Raw genomic sequence first — 15,844 nt, forward strand, 5'->3', positions numbered from 1 at the left:
CTCCTGGTTCGTGTTTACGGGACGAGGCCGTCAGGCCTCGGTAGTTTCCTGGCCGCCACTCGTCTTGGAAAAGGCGTCGAAGATGGCCGGGAGTTGGTCCACAAGAAATGCCGCGAATGTCGCCGAGACATTCTTGTCGATGGTAAGCTTCAATTCGCGCTCGACCTGACGCACGTGCGCAATCTTGTCCCCGGATGCGGAAAAGACTGGCTTCTCTTCCGATGGCTTCGATGTCCCCGCGGGAGATGGACGGCTTGCTGCTGAGAATGCTGCGAGAAATCGCGCGTCGGTTTCCCGCTCTGCAAATTTCGGGTCAGCGATCACCGCTCTGACACGTTTGAGCGCCGCGGCATCCTTGAGTAATTCAGCGAAGGACTGCCAGCGGCCGCGGCCAACTTTCGGAGCCTTCCCGATTGCTCGAACGACTTCGGGTGGAACCGATCGAGCGACGGCAAGGAGTTTCGAAGCCTCAGCCCGATCGATCGACAACGCATCCTGCACGATTGACCGGCTATGCCCGGCATCTTCGATATGCATCGCGAAGCTGGCGCGCTCAATGAAACTCAAATCCTCGCGCGGTGCGTTCTCGAGTCCTTGCGCCACGACAAGGGCTTCATCTGACAGCGATCGCAGGATCGCTTTGACGGAAATACCCAATTCGCGCGTGGCGCGGACGCGGCGATGACCATACGCGCTTTGATAGCGCCCTTTTGCTTCAGGATGCTCCCGAACGAGAATGGGCACCTCTTGGCCACGTTGTGCGATCGACTGTTTGAGTGCTTCGAACGAGCTATCATCATTGTCGCGAAACCGGTCGGACAGGGGTGACGGATCAATAAGCGAAGGGTCGATTTCAAGGATCACAGCCCCAGACGCGATTCTTTCGCGAAGCTCCTCGTTCTCCTTCTCGACTTCGGAAAAAGAATCCTTCAACGAGCGGACCGAGCCCGACGAGACCCGCGGCAAGGCAGCGGGCACGTTGTCAGCTGACAACGTGCTTGATTGCGGGGCCGTGAAAAGGCTCTTGATAGTGTCAGTACGTTTGCTCATCGACCCCACACCTTCTTAAGAAGTTGCGCGATTTCGGCATTGACCGCGTCGACTGATTCCAACGCGCGGTCGTAGGCGCCTCGCCCTACCGCGCCGCGCTCCAGCTCATAAAGTGATTGCTTGGTGAGGCCAGCATTGGCGATTGCAGTCGATTTCCAAACAGTGGCCTGGAGCACATCCGATCCAAAGAGATTACGAAGGAGGGCTACGATTTGAGCTTCGGGCACGTCGTTGGGATCGTGACGCGTGATGACGTACCGGATGAAGTCGTGGTCGAGTCGCCCGCCGGCTTCCTCGATGACGGACATGAGATCCGACGTCATGAGGAGAAATTGGCTCATGGATGCGACATCGACCATCTGCGGATGGATGGTCACGAGCATCGCGGTGGCCGCGTTTAGCGCGCCCATGGTCAGGTAACCAAGTTGGGGTGGGCAGTCGATAACGACGACATCGTAGTCGTCGGCAACCTGGTCGATGGCGCTGGCGACTCGGCGAAAGAACAGGTCGTGTCCGCGTTCACGCCGCTCGATCATTGCGCGAGGCGTGTGGTGCTCGAACTCCATCAGCTCAAGATTGCCCGGAACAAGACCTATCCCGTCAAAGTAGGTCGGCCGGACGATGTCGCGCATCGGCCGGCGGTGCTCGTCATACCGGATGGCACCGTAGAGAGTTTCATTCGCCCCAATATCAAACTCGGGCTGGTACCCGAACATCGCGGAGAGCGACGCTTGCGGATCGAGGTCAATGGCAAGGACCCGAAAGCCGGCAAGGGCGAGGTATTGGGAAAGATACAATGCCGTCGTCGTCTTGGCGGACCCGCCCTTGAAGTTGGCGACGGTGATAATTTGGAGCTTGTCGCCCGGCTGGCGGCGCGGGAGAAATTCCGACGCTTCTCGGGGCCGCGCCGTGGCTAGATACGCGCGCAGCTCATGAATCTGAGCCAGGGTATAGGATCGGCGGCCCCCAAGTCCGGTCGCTGGGGTCGGTCCAAGTCCGTCGAGGGAGAGCTGTCGGAGATAACCATCGGAGACGCGGACAATTCGCGCAACCTCCCCTGAGGAGAACGAGCGGAGAGACTTACTGGCTGAAGGCGGGAAAAGCGTTGTCGCCAGCGAGCGAAGCTGGCCGGAAAGGATGCCGGCGTGCCGGGTGATCCGGGCAGACGCAGTCTCGCTCATGGTAAGTGAATCTTCCGCTAAGCTCGGCATTTGCTTTCTCAAGACGGTTTCTGCGCGTCAGACGACTGATCTCCGTCTTGAGAGATGGCCACGATTCTATGATTTGAGCAAGAATTAAAGGGTTAACGAGTTGTTAACGCCCAATGGCGCGCTGCCCACAAGCAATGGCGCTTTTCGGTGCATCGTGCGGCTGTTGTCAGCTGACAACAAAGCCTCCAGCGACCGGGCGGGACTCTACTTTAGCATGAGTCGGCGCCCCCCGCTCCCGCCGCTGCATCGAAAGGTGCAGCCATTGTGCATCGTCTCGATCAAAGAGACCCTCCCGCGCAGCTCCGCAAAGTGCTCCGAACCGTCTCCCTCCCCACTCTTGCCAGCGCGGGCCGCCGCGACATTATTCACCGCCGATGATGTGATGGCACGCTGCATCCAGACCCCGTCAACCCGCTTCAGCCGCCTCGTCAGCGACACGGGCCTTTCAGCGCCCACGTTGGACGGGCGAGAGTCGGCAATTTCGGCTCACTATTCCCGAGCAGTCGCAGATGAATCGAGGGCTTCCCCGCCTACGCTGTATCGCCGCCGGGCAAACACGCTGTCGACGCTTCGGTCCGGATCTGCTGGACATGCCCCGCCCGGCGCGCGGCGAGCGGATATTCGAGGCAGTCTTCCTTGGTATTAAAATACCATCGCCGCCGAAGTCTCCCAAATTCACGACGCTGGATAAACGCCTCTTGCAGCGGGGACTTTCTGCGGCAGCGCCGCGTTCCCGCGTGCCGCCAACGGCGGGTCCTGGGTGCCATCCCGTTCGCGACCGCGACCGGATAGGCGACCTGGACTCGGTTCGCCACCTCGGCCGAGCACGACCAAGCAGCAGAGAACTGGCCTCGCCCGGCTCAATTGTAATGGCAGTGACTTGGCCCGGCTTCGGACAGTCGGCCGAGGCGACGTCCATCGCCAAGCTTGAGATGCGCCTGGTTCGGCGCATTCGCACGCAGGGGCGCGGCATCGCTGGAGTTAGGGATGGGGCCATCACATGCGACATTGGGATGACCCGGTCGAGGGGTGAATCGACCTCGCGGCGGACTGTCCTAATCGAGTTCAACAAGACGAGGCGCCCAGTGCCGAAGGCCAGCCGCTCCTTTGGATAGCAAGCAGCAAAGCAGCCGCACCGAGCCTCGGCCCGATGGGAGATCCGCCAAGATCCGAGCTGCGAGCCACTCCAACATAGCGACATCGGACGGGCGGAACTCTTGCCACATAACAGCGCCCCGGGAAGAGGTTGTTGTCAGCTGACAACAGAGGGCTTGCCTGGGATGGATGTTGTCAGCTGACAACATCTCCCTGTTGCGCTGGCTCCCAATGCCATTCAGCACAGGCTCGCGGGAAGCACCAACGAGGAGGGGTGGCATTCATAGAATGCTAACCTTAAAAATTCGGCCTCGGACGAGTTTCGCGGCAAGCTTCGAGATAGGCGAGGTCCGAGGCCAGCGCCCGCAGACTATTCTCGCCATGCCCTCGCGCGCGAGGTGCTTCGGCGTTTCGACGTCGTCGTCGGTCAGGAGCGCGGCAAGCCGGTCGCGCCGTTGCATCGGCAGGATCGCCGAGAGCGTATCGAGCTGCAGCGCCCGCCGGGTTTCGGGGTCGGAGATCAGCGGGCGGGAGGTGATGTCGTCCATCGGCGTTGCTCAGTCAGAAGCCGTAAGTTCGATCCGCCCAGCGCAGCAGCACGCGGGCGTCGGGGTCGGGCAGGCGCACGCGCTGCGCCTTCAGGCCTTGCGCAATCGCCAGGCCGACGTCGGGATCGACCCAGTGGCCGTGGATCATCAGGAAGAACCAGCCGAAGGGCAGGCCGATCTCGTGGTCCACGGCCTCGATCCGGTCCATCAGGATATGAATGGACGCATCCTTTGGCGGCGCGAGGCGCTCGGCCAGCGGCTGCAGCGGCCGGGGGACAAAGCCGACTTCGCGCTCTCCCTTGTGCGTATAATCGCGGACATCGAGCGCCCAATGTTCGAAGACGCGATGCGGCCTGGCGCTCGAGTCCTCCCAGTCCCGAAAGAACCGTAACTCCCGAGGCACGTAGTCGAACCAATCCGGGACCGCCTCAAGAAACGGGGTTTCGCGCGTCCCCCAAGGTCCGACTTCGCGAATGACACGCCCCTCCATCTCGGGCCGCTTGGCTTCGCGTTTCTCGCGTTCGATGCGGCCGCAACGATCGAGAAAACTGCGAACGTGGATCACCGCGCCGCCGGCTCGGCCGAGGAGGCGATAGACCGGACCGGCCAGGCGATCCGACTGAGGCGGCTGATCAGTGCGGGGCCAGCTCGGATCGAGCAGTTCCTCTTGGCCAAACGGGCGGTAGTTCGGATTGACGATCGGGCCGGCTCGCCATTCGATTTCTCGCCCGAGCGCGATCTGAACATAATCGGCTGCGCCTGGCCCGGTCGGCGCGAAGACAAACGCGCTAGTGCCGCGCCACTCGGTGATCTGCAGGTCCGTCTCTTTCAGGCGGCGCCAAAGCGCATCGATGGCGCCGCCGTCCTTGGCGAGCTCCGCCGTCATCCAGGGCCGCAGTTCGCTAATCCGCGTGCCATCCGGTCGAATTACCCAACGGGTGTCGCGCCAGTAGTCATCGTCGATCCGCGCGACGCTGAACTGAAAACCTTCGAAGGCGTGGGCGAGCGCTGGGACGAGGTCGTCGTCAGCCGAGGCCGGATCGAGGTCTGCGAGGACGGCCTCGATGGTACCAGCGTCAGGGAGACGGAGAGGGGAGGCGTTCATTGACTATTGACCATAAAAGCCGCCTCACACGCCGCGAGGGCCGCGCGCTTTTAGCGGGATTGCCGCGATTTCCGTAGCGCGCGTTCGGCAGGCTGCGCCCCGTCGCCCTGAGCGGGGGCCGAATCGGCGGGGCCCAGGACCTTGTTGGTCCTGCCAATGGCGCAACCGACCCTTCCCTCTGTGTATCCGAGATGATATATACGGATACACTCCACGCTCTAGAGGAATGCGCATGGCTTTCCACATCAAGAACCCGGAGACCGATGCGCTGGCCCGCAAGGTGGCGGCGCTGAAAAAAATCGGCCTCACCGAAGCCGTGCACGCCGCACTCGCCCATGAGCTCGAGCGCGAGCAGGGCAAGCCGTCTTTGGTCGACCTCGGCGTCCAGTTCTGCCGGGATCTGCGCGCCAAGAGCAATCCGGCGCAGGGCCAGCCCGCCGACAAGGCGTTCCGCGACAGCCTGCATGAGGACACCTGATGTTCATCGACGCCTCGGCGCTGACTGCGTTGTTGACCGACGAGGACGAGGCGCGTGAGCTTTTGGCCCGCCTGCAGCAGACCGGAACGCGTCTGACCTCGCCGCTGGCGGTGTGGGAGGCGGCGGTCGCGGTGGCGCGCGTGTTGAAACTTTCGGTCAGCGCCGCCGCGGAGGCGGTCGAAGACTATCTCGCGCTGATGGAGATCGCCGTAGTCGCGGTGCCGCCGGAGACGGCACGGATCGCGCTCGACGCCTTCGACCGGTTCGGCAAGGGCCGGCATCCGGCGAGCCTCAATTTCGGGGCCTGCTTTGCCTATGCCTGTGCCCGGCATCTGGGCCAGCCCTTGATGTTCAAGGGCGGCGACTTTCCGCAGACCGACATCGAGGCCGCCTGAGGCAGCCGCCAGGCCGTCCCTGCAACCGGAAGGGCAGGGGACTTTGTCTTCCGGAACGGCAAAGCGCCTCAGCATGGCGGGCTCACGGGCCGATCGGGTGCCCAGACGATGCGATGTCCGGGGCTCCCCAGAGCTCAGAATCACTGATTTGCGCCGTGACGTCCAACCCTATCGATAAGCGATGGTTATCGATAGTGAGGACTGGCCGGGAACAGGCCCCGCTATGACGGAAGCCAAAGCTGTGTTAGCTTCCGTTTCGCCGCTTCCTGTTAAGGTTATCAAGGCCTTGCTGCCCAGCTACAAAATCCCCGAACCGCTGCCCTGGGCCCAGCTCGCCGGGCCGCTCGCCGCCGCCGAGGATGCGCTCGCCCGCCTCGACGAGCGGCTGGCCAAAAGCCCAATACGCGACGGCGCGATCAGCCGGATGCACTTCGCCGACTCCTGCGCCAGTCTGTGGCTCGACGGCGAACTTGTCCACCTCGACGACCTTGTCCTCCACGACGCCGGCATGGACGTCCGCGCCCCGACCCACGAGTTGACCCGGGCTCATGCCGTGCTGCGCGCCCGTCGGCGCATCGCCGAGGCGAAGCCCGATTGGGCGCAGTCCGTTGCCGGGCTCGCTGGCCTCCGCGGGCGGAGCGAGCGAGAGGAGGGGACGGGCAACCGGAAGGAAGTCGAGGGAAGTCTTGGGGTCGACGAGGACGCGGAGCGGGAGGAGGTGGGTTTCGAAGGGCCGCTTGATGCCATCAACACCGATCCCCATCTGGCCGCCGCCCTCGCCGCGGTCGATGCCGCGAACGCCAGGGCGGAGCGCAGGCTCGCCGACGAGGCTCGGTCGCGGCCGGAGCGGGATTCCCTCGTCTACGATCCCGACTGGGACGAAGACGGCCGCCTCGACGACTGGCGCACCGTCGTCGACGAGACCCGCACCCTGCCGCCGACCCTGGCGGCGGCGATCGCCGCGGATGCCTGGGACGCGATCGAACCGCTCGAGCACACGCCTTGGCTCGGCCGCCTGCTCGCAGCTGGCGTGTTGCGCGCGCGCGGCAAGACACGCTGGCATCTACCGTGCCTGCATGCCGGGCTGAAAAGCATCTCGCGTGAGCGCCGGCGGCCGCGCGACGCCGCAGCACGGCTCGCGGTGCAGCTCGAGGCGATGACGGCCGCGGCCGAGGCCGGCCGCAAGGACCACGACCGCTGGCTGATGACCAGAAACCTGCTCACCCGCAAACTCGCCGGCCGTCGCACCACTTCAAAACTGCCGGCGCTCCTCGATTACATGCTGACCCGGCCGATCGTCTCGGCCGGCATGATCGCCGAAGAGCTCGGGATCACGCCCCGTGCGGCCCAAAACCTCGTCGCGGAGCTCGGCCTCCGCGAGGCGACCGGCCGGGGACGCTACCGGGCGTGGGGGATTCTCTGAAAAGGCGCGCGCTGGTTGGATCGGGTTTGTCCGAAGTCAGTATATGTCTTTCGGACATCCAATTTGCCATCTGTGGCCACCCGTCGGCCATTTGCGTTGTTTAAATCGGGCAGTAACCCCATCGTGAAACGGTTCGATTGAGGTTATGATTCGTCCCACAGGGGAAAGTAAAGCAGAGCCATGGCCCGCGGGGAGTTGATGAAGAAATTGCTGGCCAGCTACGGTCGGGACGATGAGTTCCGCGCCGTGGCAGAGCAAATCATCGACGAGGAGGAAAAGAAGAATAATCGCGTTCTGGCGCGCAGCCTGCGCAAGACGCTCGAGGCTGGCCCGAGCCGGCCGAGCGGTCCCAAGGCGCTCGCGCCCCTCATTCCGTTTCCCGAGGCGGCGGCGGATTTTATCGAGCGGGTTGAGCCACGCCACAGCCGGAACGACATCGTCCTGGGCGCGACGAACGTGCGCGTACTGCTTGGCCTCGTCAAAGAGTTTCGCCGCGCCGATGAAATCCGGCGCCACGGCCTCAAGGTGCGCTCGAAACTGCTGTTCTGCGGGCCGCCGGGCTGCGGCAAGACGCTGTGCGCGGAGATTTTCGCCGCGGAGCTTGGACTACCGCTCTTCCTCGTCAAGCTTGACCGGCTGATCTCGTCCTACTTGGGCGAGACGGCCGGCAATGTCCGCAAGATCTTCGAGTTCGCCCGCAAGCAACCTTGCGTTCTGTTTTTTGACGAATTCGACGCGCTGGCGCGCTCGCGCGATGACAGCAGCGAGCACAATGAGCTACGCCGCGTCGTCAACAGCTTGTTGTTGTTCATCGACCATATCCAGCCGAAGGGCTTCTTGATCGCCGCGACGAACCTGGACCGATCGCTCGATCCCGCAGTCTGGCGGCGGTTCGACGAGGTCGTCTGGTTCGACAAACCTGGCCGGTCGATGATCGGGCGATTCTTGCGGTTGAGGTTCAAGAATGTCGCCCTCGCCTTCGATCCGATGCAGCATGCCGCGGCGCTGGAAGGCTATTCCTACGCCGAGATCGAGCGGGTCTGCACGCAGGCGGTCAAGTCGATGATCATCGACCGCCGCAAGCAGGTGCAGGAACGCGATTTCAATCGCGCCTTGGAAGATGAGGCGCGGCGCCGAGCAGGACAGTCTCGCCTCGCGCCGACGAGCTAGGCGCATCGTGGCACGCTACGATCATCTTGAGCTTGTCCGGCTGCCCGAACAGTTCGAGCGCCGCAAGCTCGGCGGCGGCGGGCCTCCGCCGGCACGCGATCGCGACCAGCACAGCACGAAACTGCGCGATGAACTTAATGCGGCGACGCAGGCGCAGAGAGGCCGGCGCAAGCCTGAATTCGTCGATCCCTCTCTGATCCTGCGCGTGCAAATGACGGGCGCCCTCCTTGAGGAGGACTGGGAGCGTTTGGGGCTTACGGTCTTGTCGAGCGATGCAGACCGCACGCTCGTGCTGTTCGCTTCGAACGAAGACATGCAGGACTTCCGCGCCCGCCTCGATGCCTACCAGCGCGGCGCGCCGCCCGGCCAGAAGCATGCGCCGTACAACAATTTCGTGGCAGGAATCGAGAGCATTGGGTCAGTCGAACCCCGGGACCGGATTGGTTCGCGCTTTCAGGAGGAAGGGTTTGCGGACCTCAACGACTTTGTGCCCCAAACATCCTACCTGATCGATATCGAGCTTTGGGACCTTGGCGAGCGCCGTCTGCGGGAACGCAAGATCGAGGAGGTCATCCGTTACGTCGAGGCCCGGGCCGGTGAGGTCTTGGATCGCTACATCGGTCCCTCGATCAGCATGTTTCGCGCGCGCCTGACGGGCGAACTCATTCGCACCCTACTTACAATCGAGGAGGTGGCGACGATCGATCTGCCACCTGCGCCGGATGTGACGACGGCGGAAGCGCTCGACCTGACGCTGGCCGATGCTCCCGCGCTGAACGCGCTTGCCGAGGACGCGCCGCTCATCGGCATCATCGACAGCGGCGTCAACGATCACCCGTTCTTGGCGGATATTGTCGCCGGCGCGATCGGCGTTCCCGCCGATCTCGGCACGGCGGACGTTTGGGGTCACGGCACCCGGGTCGCCGGCGTCGCCGCGTTTGGTGACCTGCGCGCACAGCTTGCCGTCGGCGCATTGCAACGCGGCGCCCGTATCTGTGCGGCGAAGGTCGTGAACGACCGGGGTGACTTTGACGATCGCCGCCTCGTGCCCTCCCAGATGCGCGAGGCGATCACGACGCTGAACCTGCGCTTCGGCTGTCGGATCTTCGTCGTTGCCCTGGCCGACCGCCGACGCGTTTTCGACGGCGGCAAGGTGGGGACGTGGGCGGCCACGCTCGATGAACTGGCGCGTGAGCTCGATGTCGTCATCATCGTCTCCTCCGGAAACCGCAGCCCGCGAGGCGGCAATCGCCTGGAACAGGCGGTGACCGAATATCCGCGCTATCTTCTGGAGGACGCCAATCGATTCTTCGAGCCCGCGGGCGCATTGAATGTGATCACCGTCGGCGCGCTCGCGCATGGCGAGGGCCTCGATCCGGATCGGGCCGAGGATGTGGGCGTGCGCCCGATCACGCTCCTGCACGAGCCGGCGCCGTTTTCCCGGATCGGACCGGGGCCTGGCGGGGCCACGAAGCCTGACGTGGTCGAGATTGGCGGCACGCTGATCTTCGACCCCATCGTCGCGCGTCTGCGGGGCGGGGAGGATGTCGGCAGCGCTGGCGTCCTGACGCTGTATCACAGCTATCTTGATCGCCTGTTCACGGCGGGTTCGGGCACATCCTATGCCGCCCCACGAGTTGCGTTCAGCGCCGCTCAGATCCTGACGCGCTTCCCGCATGCCTCAGCCAATCTGGTGCGCGCGCTCATCGTGGGTTCCGCGGAAATCCCGCAGCCAGCCCAGGAGCGGCTTCAGCTGCTTGGTGTGGACGCGACGCGCGCGATCTGCGGGCACGGCCTCGTCGATCTGGAACGCGCGGCCTTCTCCGACGACGCGCGCGTCACGCTCTACGCAGAAGACGAGCTCGCCCTCGACCATTTTGCCGTCTATCGCATTCCAATTCCCGAAGCGTTTCAAGCGGGAAATGGGGAACGCTGCATTCGCGTGACGCTGGCGTTTGATCCACCGGTGCGACACACGCGAACCGATTATGCAGGTGTCGGCATGAGCTTCCGGCTGATTCGGGGCTGCCAACCTGATCTGATCTTCGAGCACTACCGAAAGCGCGAGCAGGACGATGGTCCATTTCCGGAGCTCGCCGGGAGATACAATTGCAATCTCGTTCCCGGTCCCCAGGCGAGGGAGAAGGGGACCGTCCAATCCGCCACCGTCACGTTCAAACGTGGCATCGAGGACTATGGGGATAGCTACTATCTTGTCGTGCGCTGCGAAAGCGGCTGGGCCACCCATGTCGATCGGCAGCAATTCGCCGTCGTCATCGAACTCTTGCAGAAGGCCGAAGTGCAGCTCTACGAAAGAGTGCGGCAGCGGCTGCGTCTTCAGGCGTGACGCACCGGCGGAATGCTTAAACAATTCGGTGTGGAATTCAAGGATAGCGAGACGCCACGAGGGGCCGAGCGAGCGACGCGCAATCCTCGAACGCGTGATCGCCGCAAGCCTGCCGCAGGAAACGGCGAGACAAGAGCATGCCGACACGATGCACCGGCATTAGCCGCTGCCAACGTGAAACGTCAAACTCAGACTTGATCCCCTTGATTGAGGCCGCGGCCTTGCTGACTTCGCGTTGCTCGAGCAGGTGGCAGGCCCAGACGCGATCAATGCGGCGCCCCGCCGCGAAGCAAATGCCGATAGCCGTACTCAGTCATCCAGCGAGCGCGAGCTAGGTGTGTCTGCCAGGCGCGCCGAGCACGCTCAGGCTCTTGGGCCGGATTAAGGTGCAGCACGATCCGCGCAACCTCTTTCCAATCGGCGCCGTCGGCTTCGGCATGGAGCAGGCGCAGGTAGGTGACCAGGTGCTCTTCGTCATAGCCGGTCAGAACGGAGGCGGTCGGTGCTTCGTCGGCGACATCCTGGTCAAGCAGGGGCTTCTGCATGGGCGACTTTCGCGGGCGAGATTCTGGCGACCGGAGCGTAGGCTAGATGCTGCACCGGCGAATAGATCCCAAATGCGCACCACGTGGTGCATCACCGGCATCCCCGGGCGCCCTGGCTGCTGCTGTGTCTCGATCGCGCCGGTGGCGGCTTGACATACAATGCAAATGCATTACATCGAAGAGTGTGCGACCCCCGGAGCCGGCCATGGCGAAAGCGGCTGAAATTCTCGAAATCCCCGCCACCATCACTGAGCGTGGCCAGACGACCGTGCCCGCGGCAATCCGGAAGATGCTCGCGCTCGGCAAGCACGATCAGGTGGTGTTTCGCGCGCTTGCGGATGGCACCGTCGTGATCGCGAAGAAAGTGGCCCAGGTCGAGGATGGCGATCCCGTGATCGGCAAGTTTCTCTCGCTTCTCGCGCGCGACATGGCGAATGAGCCGTCGCGGATTCGGCCGGTGCCGCGCTCACTCGTGTCCCGCGGCAAGGACCTGGTCAAGGGCGTTAAAGTCGATCTCGACGCGCCGCTTGCGGATGACGAGGCGTGAGCGACGAAACGCTCGAAATCAACGGCTGGACGATCTACGCGCACCCGCTGTTTCTCGACCAGCTTGAGGCGATGATCGGCGCCGTCGAAAAAGCGCGGAAGAAAGACCCGCAAGGATACAAGAAGAAGCGCGCTACAAAACTACTCGCAGCCGTTCTCAAGGTCGCGTTCGAAGACATTCCGAGCGACCCGACGCGCGACGCCTACCGCCAGGGCGGCACGCTCGGCGACGCGTACAAGCATTGGTTCCGGGCAAAATTCCTACAGCAGTTCCGGCTGTTCTTTCGCTACCAGCAGTCCGCGGACGCGAAGGTGATAGTGTTGGCCTGGGTCAATGACGACACGACGTTGCGCGCTTATGAGAGCGCCGACGACGCCTACGCGGCGTTTCGCAGGATGCTCAATCGCGGCAATCCGCCCGACAGCTGGCCGGACCTGCTCGCGGCGGCGAGCGCAGATTCGGCGAAGCAACGGCTGGCTCGCGCCGCTCCCAAGACATAGCTCTCGCTCGGCCAGCAACCGAGCGTTCGCTGAGGTTTGGGCGGCTCGGCGGATGGTCGCGGAGCAACTCGCCACCCCGACGCGACGCAGGATCTCGTCGCGGAGCTAGGCCTCGCAGGGCTAATCGTGCTCCTGGTGCGGGATCGATAAAGCTCACTCTCCTCGCTTAGATTAATGTTCGTTATCGTATTCCAACTACGACTTTGGCCTCGAGTTTCAAACTGGTCGGTTCATACCCTCGTAGCAATAAGCTAAACAGCTCCATACCCGCGCCTGAGGCCCTGAGCGTGCGCACATCTGCTGGTGTCAATGCAGACGCGGCCCCGCCTTTCGGCGAGGCCGCTCTCGCGGGCCCTCAGTCCCGGCTGGGGCGGGACCAGATGAGCTGAAGACCTTCCTGGCCTTCCACCTCAATCAGGGTGGCATAGATTGGAGCCGGGAAGCTCGGGTCGTCCAGCTTGACCGAGAGGTAATCGCGCTCGGTGTCCCTGGCGGTCTTCTGCCAAGCCGCTCCCAGCTCGACATTACCGGCGAAGATGCGGAAGTGTGGTCCCTTGTCGGAGGGGTTCTCGACCCGCACCAGCTTGGCTTTGGCATTGAGGGCGAGGGTGCGAACCGTGCCGGTGAAGCCGTTGCCGGTCGAGGTGAAGGTGCCGATGGTCGCCATTGTGGTGTCCTTTTTCAGTTTCCGGGCCGCGCCCATCGCGGCCTCGATGGCTGGCGACAGACCGGAGGCGGTCGACCCGCACCCCGAAGGGGCCGGCACGCAGTAGAGGGCAGCCAGGGCACGACTTTCTTGTCTTGCGCGAGGAATGGACGCGCAGCGGTCCAGGGGAAGAAAGTCGTAACCGGCTGTTGCGGGGATAAGAGCGAGGCGGCGCTTAAGCGACGCCGCCCTTCGGTCAGACATGCCAATCAAGGACGACGTGGGTGTGCCAGAAGAAACGGCCAAGAACACGAACTGCGATCATCGAAACCTTGACCGAGGAAAGAACCCGATCACCGCTCACCGCACATCTGACAATTCCTCAAGCTTGCTGGTCGAGGCCCGAACCCGGAAGGTAAGCACGCTGCTCAGCCGTCAAGAATCACGCGACCCGCAAAGTGAACCCGCAGGCCGCGAACGAGATTTGCTCGGCAAAGCCGACGACCTGTGCAAAGCCAGAACGGCGGCCGCCCTCGAAGGAAGCTAGATCCCTGTCAGGTCGCGCAGCATGAGGAATAAAGGGGCCTCGACGTGGCGGCCAAGCAAAGGGGCCGCGGTCCCTGCGCTGATCGCCGGATAAGTGCGGGCCGGTACGCGCCGGCCCCAATCACGCTGTGCGCTCATCATGCTGCCTCCTCGACGTCAGCTGCTTTGGGCTGCAAGTCGTGCAGATAAGCGACGGCGCGTTGCGCATGCGCGGCAGCCGAGAAGATAAAGCGCTTCTCATTCGACAAGACCTCCAACCACGACTTGACATAGCTCGCATGATCCGGCCGCGGGTCGAGTTCGGGAGAGATCCCGAGATCCGCGCAGAGGAAGCAGCTGCCGAGTTCCGCAATCAATTCTTCGCGCGCGCGTTCGCTCCGATCCTTGCCGTAACGGCTGAGATCGCGATTGACGCGGTGAGCGGGAGCGGTCCAATGCACGGTCTCATGGGCTCTGACGGCAACATAGGAGGCCACGTCGCGGAAACTTTCGATCGGCGGCATCTGAATATGATCGGACGAAGGCGCGTAAAACGCCATCGAGCCGCCGTGCCGAACAATCGCCCCGGTGTTGGCAAAGAAAGCGTCGGCGTGCGCGTTGCGCTCGATCGTTGATGTGACGACGGGCGGCCGACCGTAGTAATGCGCGGGCAAGCCATCGATTTGATCGACGCAGAAGACGGTGTAGGCTTTGAGGAAGGGGATATCCCGTTCGATTTCGTCGCCGTGAGCGTCGGTCTCCGTTTTGGTGAAGCGGCTTGCATACACCACAGTGCTGCCGGTCTCACCCTTACGGACATGCGCGCCAAGTTCGCTGGCCTGCTTGAACGTCATCCAGATCGGCGAGCAGAAGCCGCGCGCGATGGCTTCTGACCAAAGCAGCAAGACGTTGATGCCCGTATAGGGCTGGCCGTTGTGTCGCAGCGGTCGGGTGATGCGGTCCGCTATATTCGCGGCGGTCCAGGGTTGAACCCAGGGGCGCACACCGCGTTCGAGCTCGGCGATGATGCGGTCCGTGATGCGGGCGTACAGGTCGCCTCGCGACTTTTCCCTGTTCCTGCTCATTATAATAACCTCCGTTCGGGAGGCCGCGCCCATCGCGGCCCCTCGCGGGGTCCGCCACCGCCGGGCTCGAAGTCCGCGCACCCGAAGGGCCGAAGCAGCGCGAAGGACGGCGAAGCCGTTGCGCGGACATCGGGTCCGGCGCAGGACCACGGCCCGGGAGGGGCCCGCGACGGCGAGGGGCACCGGAGGCGGCTTCCTTTGTTGCAGCGGCGACACAAAAAAGGGCCGGTCTCGCGGACCGGCCCATCAGGTGGCGGCAGTGGAAGAGGCGCGGGGCCGAGGCCCCGCGCCGGCGGTCAGTCGAACGCCGACATCTGCGCCTTGGCCGCTTTCCGGCCGACGGTGTCGGTCGTGTTGTCGACGGGACGCTCGAAAGGCTTCCAGGTCTCGCCCACGACCTGTTCGTAGGCGGCGACGGCGCCCTCGGCGGCCATGCGAAGCGCGTGAGCCTGCGCGCCCATGTCGGCGGCGAATTCACGCTTGCGCTGTGCCTGGCTATCGAAACCGACCGGACCATCGAGGTCCTCATCGCGGCTGTCGTTGGCGAGCTTGGCGGTCGCATCTCGCGCTTCAGTGACGGCCCGGGTATAGAACTGGCCGGCGCCGTGGGCCGACCCGACATAAGCACCGACGATCCGTTGCAGATGGATCTGCATGGCGCGTTCACTCAGGCCATCCTTGAGTGCGTCGGCGGTCTCAATGACGAGCCGCTCGTGCAAGTCGCGGATGCCTTCGCTGTCGAGGACCGCAAGGCCGAAGCTCTCGGAGATGCGCAATGTCTGTGCGGAGTCGGGGCAGACGAGGCGGACCATTTCGAGCGTCGTGCCGCGGCGGAGCGGGACGACACGGGCGGAGGAGCGGGGGGAGCGGGCGGTCTTGGTCATCATGAGATCCTTTCTCGGTTTCGCCTTGGGAAGCGATCGGGCCCTTGTCCGTCGCTCCCTCGGGTGCGGTCGACCAGAACCGGCTTCAGCGGGCCGCTTCAGGGGGCGGTGGCTGCCAAGGCGAGCATGGGTGGATTGCGGGCGAGCGGGGCCTTCAGGCCTGCGAAGAACGCGGCCCCCCATCGCGAGACGGCGGCCGCCGATCGCCTCGCGACTTGCCCTTGAAGCGGATCGCGGCCGGTTCAGACCGCAGCACAAACCGAGGGAGTGACGGCCAAGGGTCAGCACGC

The 15,844-nt window shown here is 63.8% G+C and carries 15 protein-coding genes and 1 pseudogene; 8 read left to right on the plus strand and 8 right to left on the minus strand.

The features are described from left to right. Positions 1–30: 30 nt before the first annotated feature. From repB to HAP47_RS40790, 4 genes and pseudogenes are all read right to left on the minus strand, one after another. Positions 31–1,050 carry a plasmid partitioning protein RepB gene (gene repB / locus HAP47_RS40775; protein WP_176396352.1) on the minus strand — a complete coding sequence of 340 codons (1,020 nt, stop codon included), beginning with the start codon at positions 1,048–1,050 and terminating at the stop codon, positions 31–33. Next, entirely contained in the window at positions 1,047–2,261 is a 1,215-nt protein-coding gene (repA, locus tag HAP47_RS40780) for a plasmid partitioning protein RepA (protein WP_024342299.1), read from the minus strand. The genes repB and repA overlap by 4 nt, the downstream gene beginning before the upstream one ends. Positions 2,262–3,680: 1,419 nt before the next feature. After that, positions 3,681–3,904 (minus strand): annotated as a pseudogene (locus tag HAP47_RS40785) (integrase); the annotation flags it as partial. A 13-nt stretch (positions 3,905–3,917) separates the two neighbouring features. Continuing rightward, complete coding sequence (locus HAP47_RS40790) at positions 3,918–5,009, minus strand: hypothetical protein (RefSeq protein WP_176396351.1); 1,092 nt, start codon at positions 5,007–5,009, stop codon at positions 3,918–3,920. Positions 5,010–5,241: 232 nt separating this feature from the next. On the opposite strand from HAP47_RS40790, the gene HAP47_RS40795 reads away from it, so the two are divergent. From HAP47_RS40795 to HAP47_RS40815, 5 genes are all read left to right on the plus strand, one after another. Further along, positions 5,242–5,487: a type II toxin-antitoxin system VapB family antitoxin gene (locus HAP47_RS40795; RefSeq protein ID WP_176396350.1), complete on the plus strand. Its 246-nt coding sequence runs from the start codon at positions 5,242–5,244 to the stop codon at positions 5,485–5,487. Next, positions 5,487–5,882 (plus strand): type II toxin-antitoxin system VapC family toxin, encoded by a 396-nt coding sequence (locus tag HAP47_RS40800; RefSeq protein ID WP_176396349.1) that lies wholly within the window; start codon positions 5,487–5,489, stop codon positions 5,880–5,882. The genes HAP47_RS40795 and HAP47_RS40800 overlap by 1 nt, the downstream gene beginning before the upstream one ends. Positions 5,883–6,105: 223 nt before the next feature. Continuing rightward, on the plus strand, positions 6,106–7,305 hold the full coding sequence (locus tag HAP47_RS40805; protein ID WP_176396348.1) for an RHE_PE00001 family protein: 1,200 nt from the start codon (positions 6,106–6,108) through the stop codon (positions 7,303–7,305). A 198-nt stretch (positions 7,306–7,503) separates the two neighbouring features. After that, positions 7,504–8,475 carry an AAA family ATPase gene (locus HAP47_RS40810; protein WP_224497188.1) on the plus strand — a complete coding sequence of 324 codons (972 nt, stop codon included), beginning with the start codon at positions 7,504–7,506 and terminating at the stop codon, positions 8,473–8,475. A gap of 7 nt (positions 8,476–8,482) precedes the next feature. Further along, a complete protein-coding gene (locus HAP47_RS40815; RefSeq protein ID WP_231169173.1) occupies positions 8,483–10,822 on the plus strand; it encodes a S8 family peptidase in 2,340 nt (779 codons plus the stop codon). Between the two features lie 266 nt (positions 10,823–11,088). On the opposite strand, the gene HAP47_RS40820 is transcribed toward HAP47_RS40815, so the two are convergent. Beyond that, positions 11,089–11,367, minus strand: a complete 279-nt coding sequence (locus tag HAP47_RS40820) for a DNA -binding domain-containing protein (protein ID WP_166107013.1) — start codon at positions 11,365–11,367, stop codon at positions 11,089–11,091. 205 nt (positions 11,368–11,572) lie between these two features. On the opposite strand from HAP47_RS40820, the gene HAP47_RS40825 reads away from it, so the two are divergent. Both HAP47_RS40825 and HAP47_RS40830 read left to right on the plus strand, forming a co-directional pair. Further along, on the plus strand, positions 11,573–11,914 hold the full coding sequence (locus HAP47_RS40825; protein ID WP_176396347.1) for a type II toxin-antitoxin system PrlF family antitoxin: 342 nt from the start codon (positions 11,573–11,575) through the stop codon (positions 11,912–11,914). Then, entirely contained in the window at positions 11,911–12,414 is a 504-nt protein-coding gene (locus HAP47_RS40830) for a type II toxin-antitoxin system YhaV family toxin (RefSeq protein WP_176396346.1), read from the plus strand. The genes HAP47_RS40825 and HAP47_RS40830 overlap by 4 nt, the downstream gene beginning before the upstream one ends. 355 nt (positions 12,415–12,769) lie before the next feature. On the opposite strand, the gene HAP47_RS40835 is transcribed toward HAP47_RS40830, so the two are convergent. Next, complete coding sequence (locus HAP47_RS40835) at positions 12,770–13,081, minus strand: DUF736 domain-containing protein (protein WP_029083789.1); 312 nt, start codon at positions 13,079–13,081, stop codon at positions 12,770–12,772. Between the two features lie 241 nt (positions 13,082–13,322). Between HAP47_RS40835 and HAP47_RS40840 the strand changes: the two genes are divergently transcribed. Further along, positions 13,323–13,607 carry a hypothetical protein gene (locus HAP47_RS40840; protein WP_156928855.1) on the plus strand — a complete coding sequence of 95 codons (285 nt, stop codon included), beginning with the start codon at positions 13,323–13,325 and terminating at the stop codon, positions 13,605–13,607. Positions 13,608–13,743: 136 nt separating this feature from the next. Here HAP47_RS40840 and HAP47_RS40845 read toward each other — a convergent pair whose 3' ends face one another. Together HAP47_RS40845 and HAP47_RS40850 are read right to left on the minus strand one after the other, a co-directional pair. Further along, positions 13,744–14,670: an ArdC family protein gene (locus HAP47_RS40845; RefSeq protein ID WP_029083790.1), complete on the minus strand. Its 927-nt coding sequence runs from the start codon at positions 14,668–14,670 to the stop codon at positions 13,744–13,746. 296 nt (positions 14,671–14,966) lie between these two features. After that, complete coding sequence (locus HAP47_RS40850; RefSeq protein ID WP_176396345.1) at positions 14,967–15,554, minus strand: hypothetical protein; 588 nt, start codon at positions 15,552–15,554, stop codon at positions 14,967–14,969. Between the last annotated feature and the right edge of the window lie 290 nt (positions 15,555–15,844).

Source organism: Bradyrhizobium sp. 41S5 (assembly GCF_011516665.3).
Lineage (GTDB): Bacteria > Pseudomonadota > Alphaproteobacteria > Rhizobiales > Xanthobacteraceae > Bradyrhizobium > Bradyrhizobium quebecense.

Excerpts from the sequence above, each read along its gene's own strand:
- HAP47_RS40810 (WP_224497188.1), top strand. The coding sequence starts at position 7,504 with ATGAAGAAATTGCTGGCCAGCTACGGTCGGGACGATGAGTTCCGCGCC.
- HAP47_RS40805 (WP_176396348.1), top strand. The coding sequence starts at position 6,106 with ATGACGGAAGCCAAAGCTGTGTTAGCTTCCGTTTCGCCGCTTCCTGTT.
- HAP47_RS40820 (WP_166107013.1), bottom strand. The coding sequence starts at position 11,367 with ATGCAGAAGCCCCTGCTTGACCAGGATGTCGCCGACGAAGCACCGACC.
- HAP47_RS40850 (WP_176396345.1), bottom strand. The coding sequence starts at position 15,554 with ATGACCAAGACCGCCCGCTCCCCCCGCTCCTCCGCCCGTGTCGTCCCG.
- repB (WP_176396352.1), bottom strand. The coding sequence starts at position 1,050 with ATGAGCAAACGTACTGACACTATCAAGAGCCTTTTCACGGCCCCGCAA.
- HAP47_RS40825 (WP_176396347.1), top strand. The coding sequence starts at position 11,573 with ATGGCGAAAGCGGCTGAAATTCTCGAAATCCCCGCCACCATCACTGAG.
- HAP47_RS40835 (WP_029083789.1), bottom strand. The coding sequence starts at position 13,081 with ATGGCGACCATCGGCACCTTCACCTCGACCGGCAACGGCTTCACCGGC.
- HAP47_RS40790 (WP_176396351.1), bottom strand. The coding sequence starts at position 5,009 with ATGAACGCCTCCCCTCTCCGTCTCCCTGACGCTGGTACCATCGAGGCC.
- HAP47_RS40840 (WP_156928855.1), top strand. The coding sequence starts at position 13,323 with ATGCCAATCAAGGACGACGTGGGTGTGCCAGAAGAAACGGCCAAGAAC.
- HAP47_RS40800 (WP_176396349.1), top strand. The coding sequence starts at position 5,487 with ATGTTCATCGACGCCTCGGCGCTGACTGCGTTGTTGACCGACGAGGAC.
- repA (WP_024342299.1), bottom strand. The coding sequence starts at position 2,261 with ATGCCGAGCTTAGCGGAAGATTCACTTACCATGAGCGAGACTGCGTCT.
- HAP47_RS40845 (WP_029083790.1), bottom strand. The coding sequence starts at position 14,670 with ATGAGCAGGAACAGGGAAAAGTCGCGAGGCGACCTGTACGCCCGCATC.
- HAP47_RS40795 (WP_176396350.1), top strand. The coding sequence starts at position 5,242 with ATGGCTTTCCACATCAAGAACCCGGAGACCGATGCGCTGGCCCGCAAG.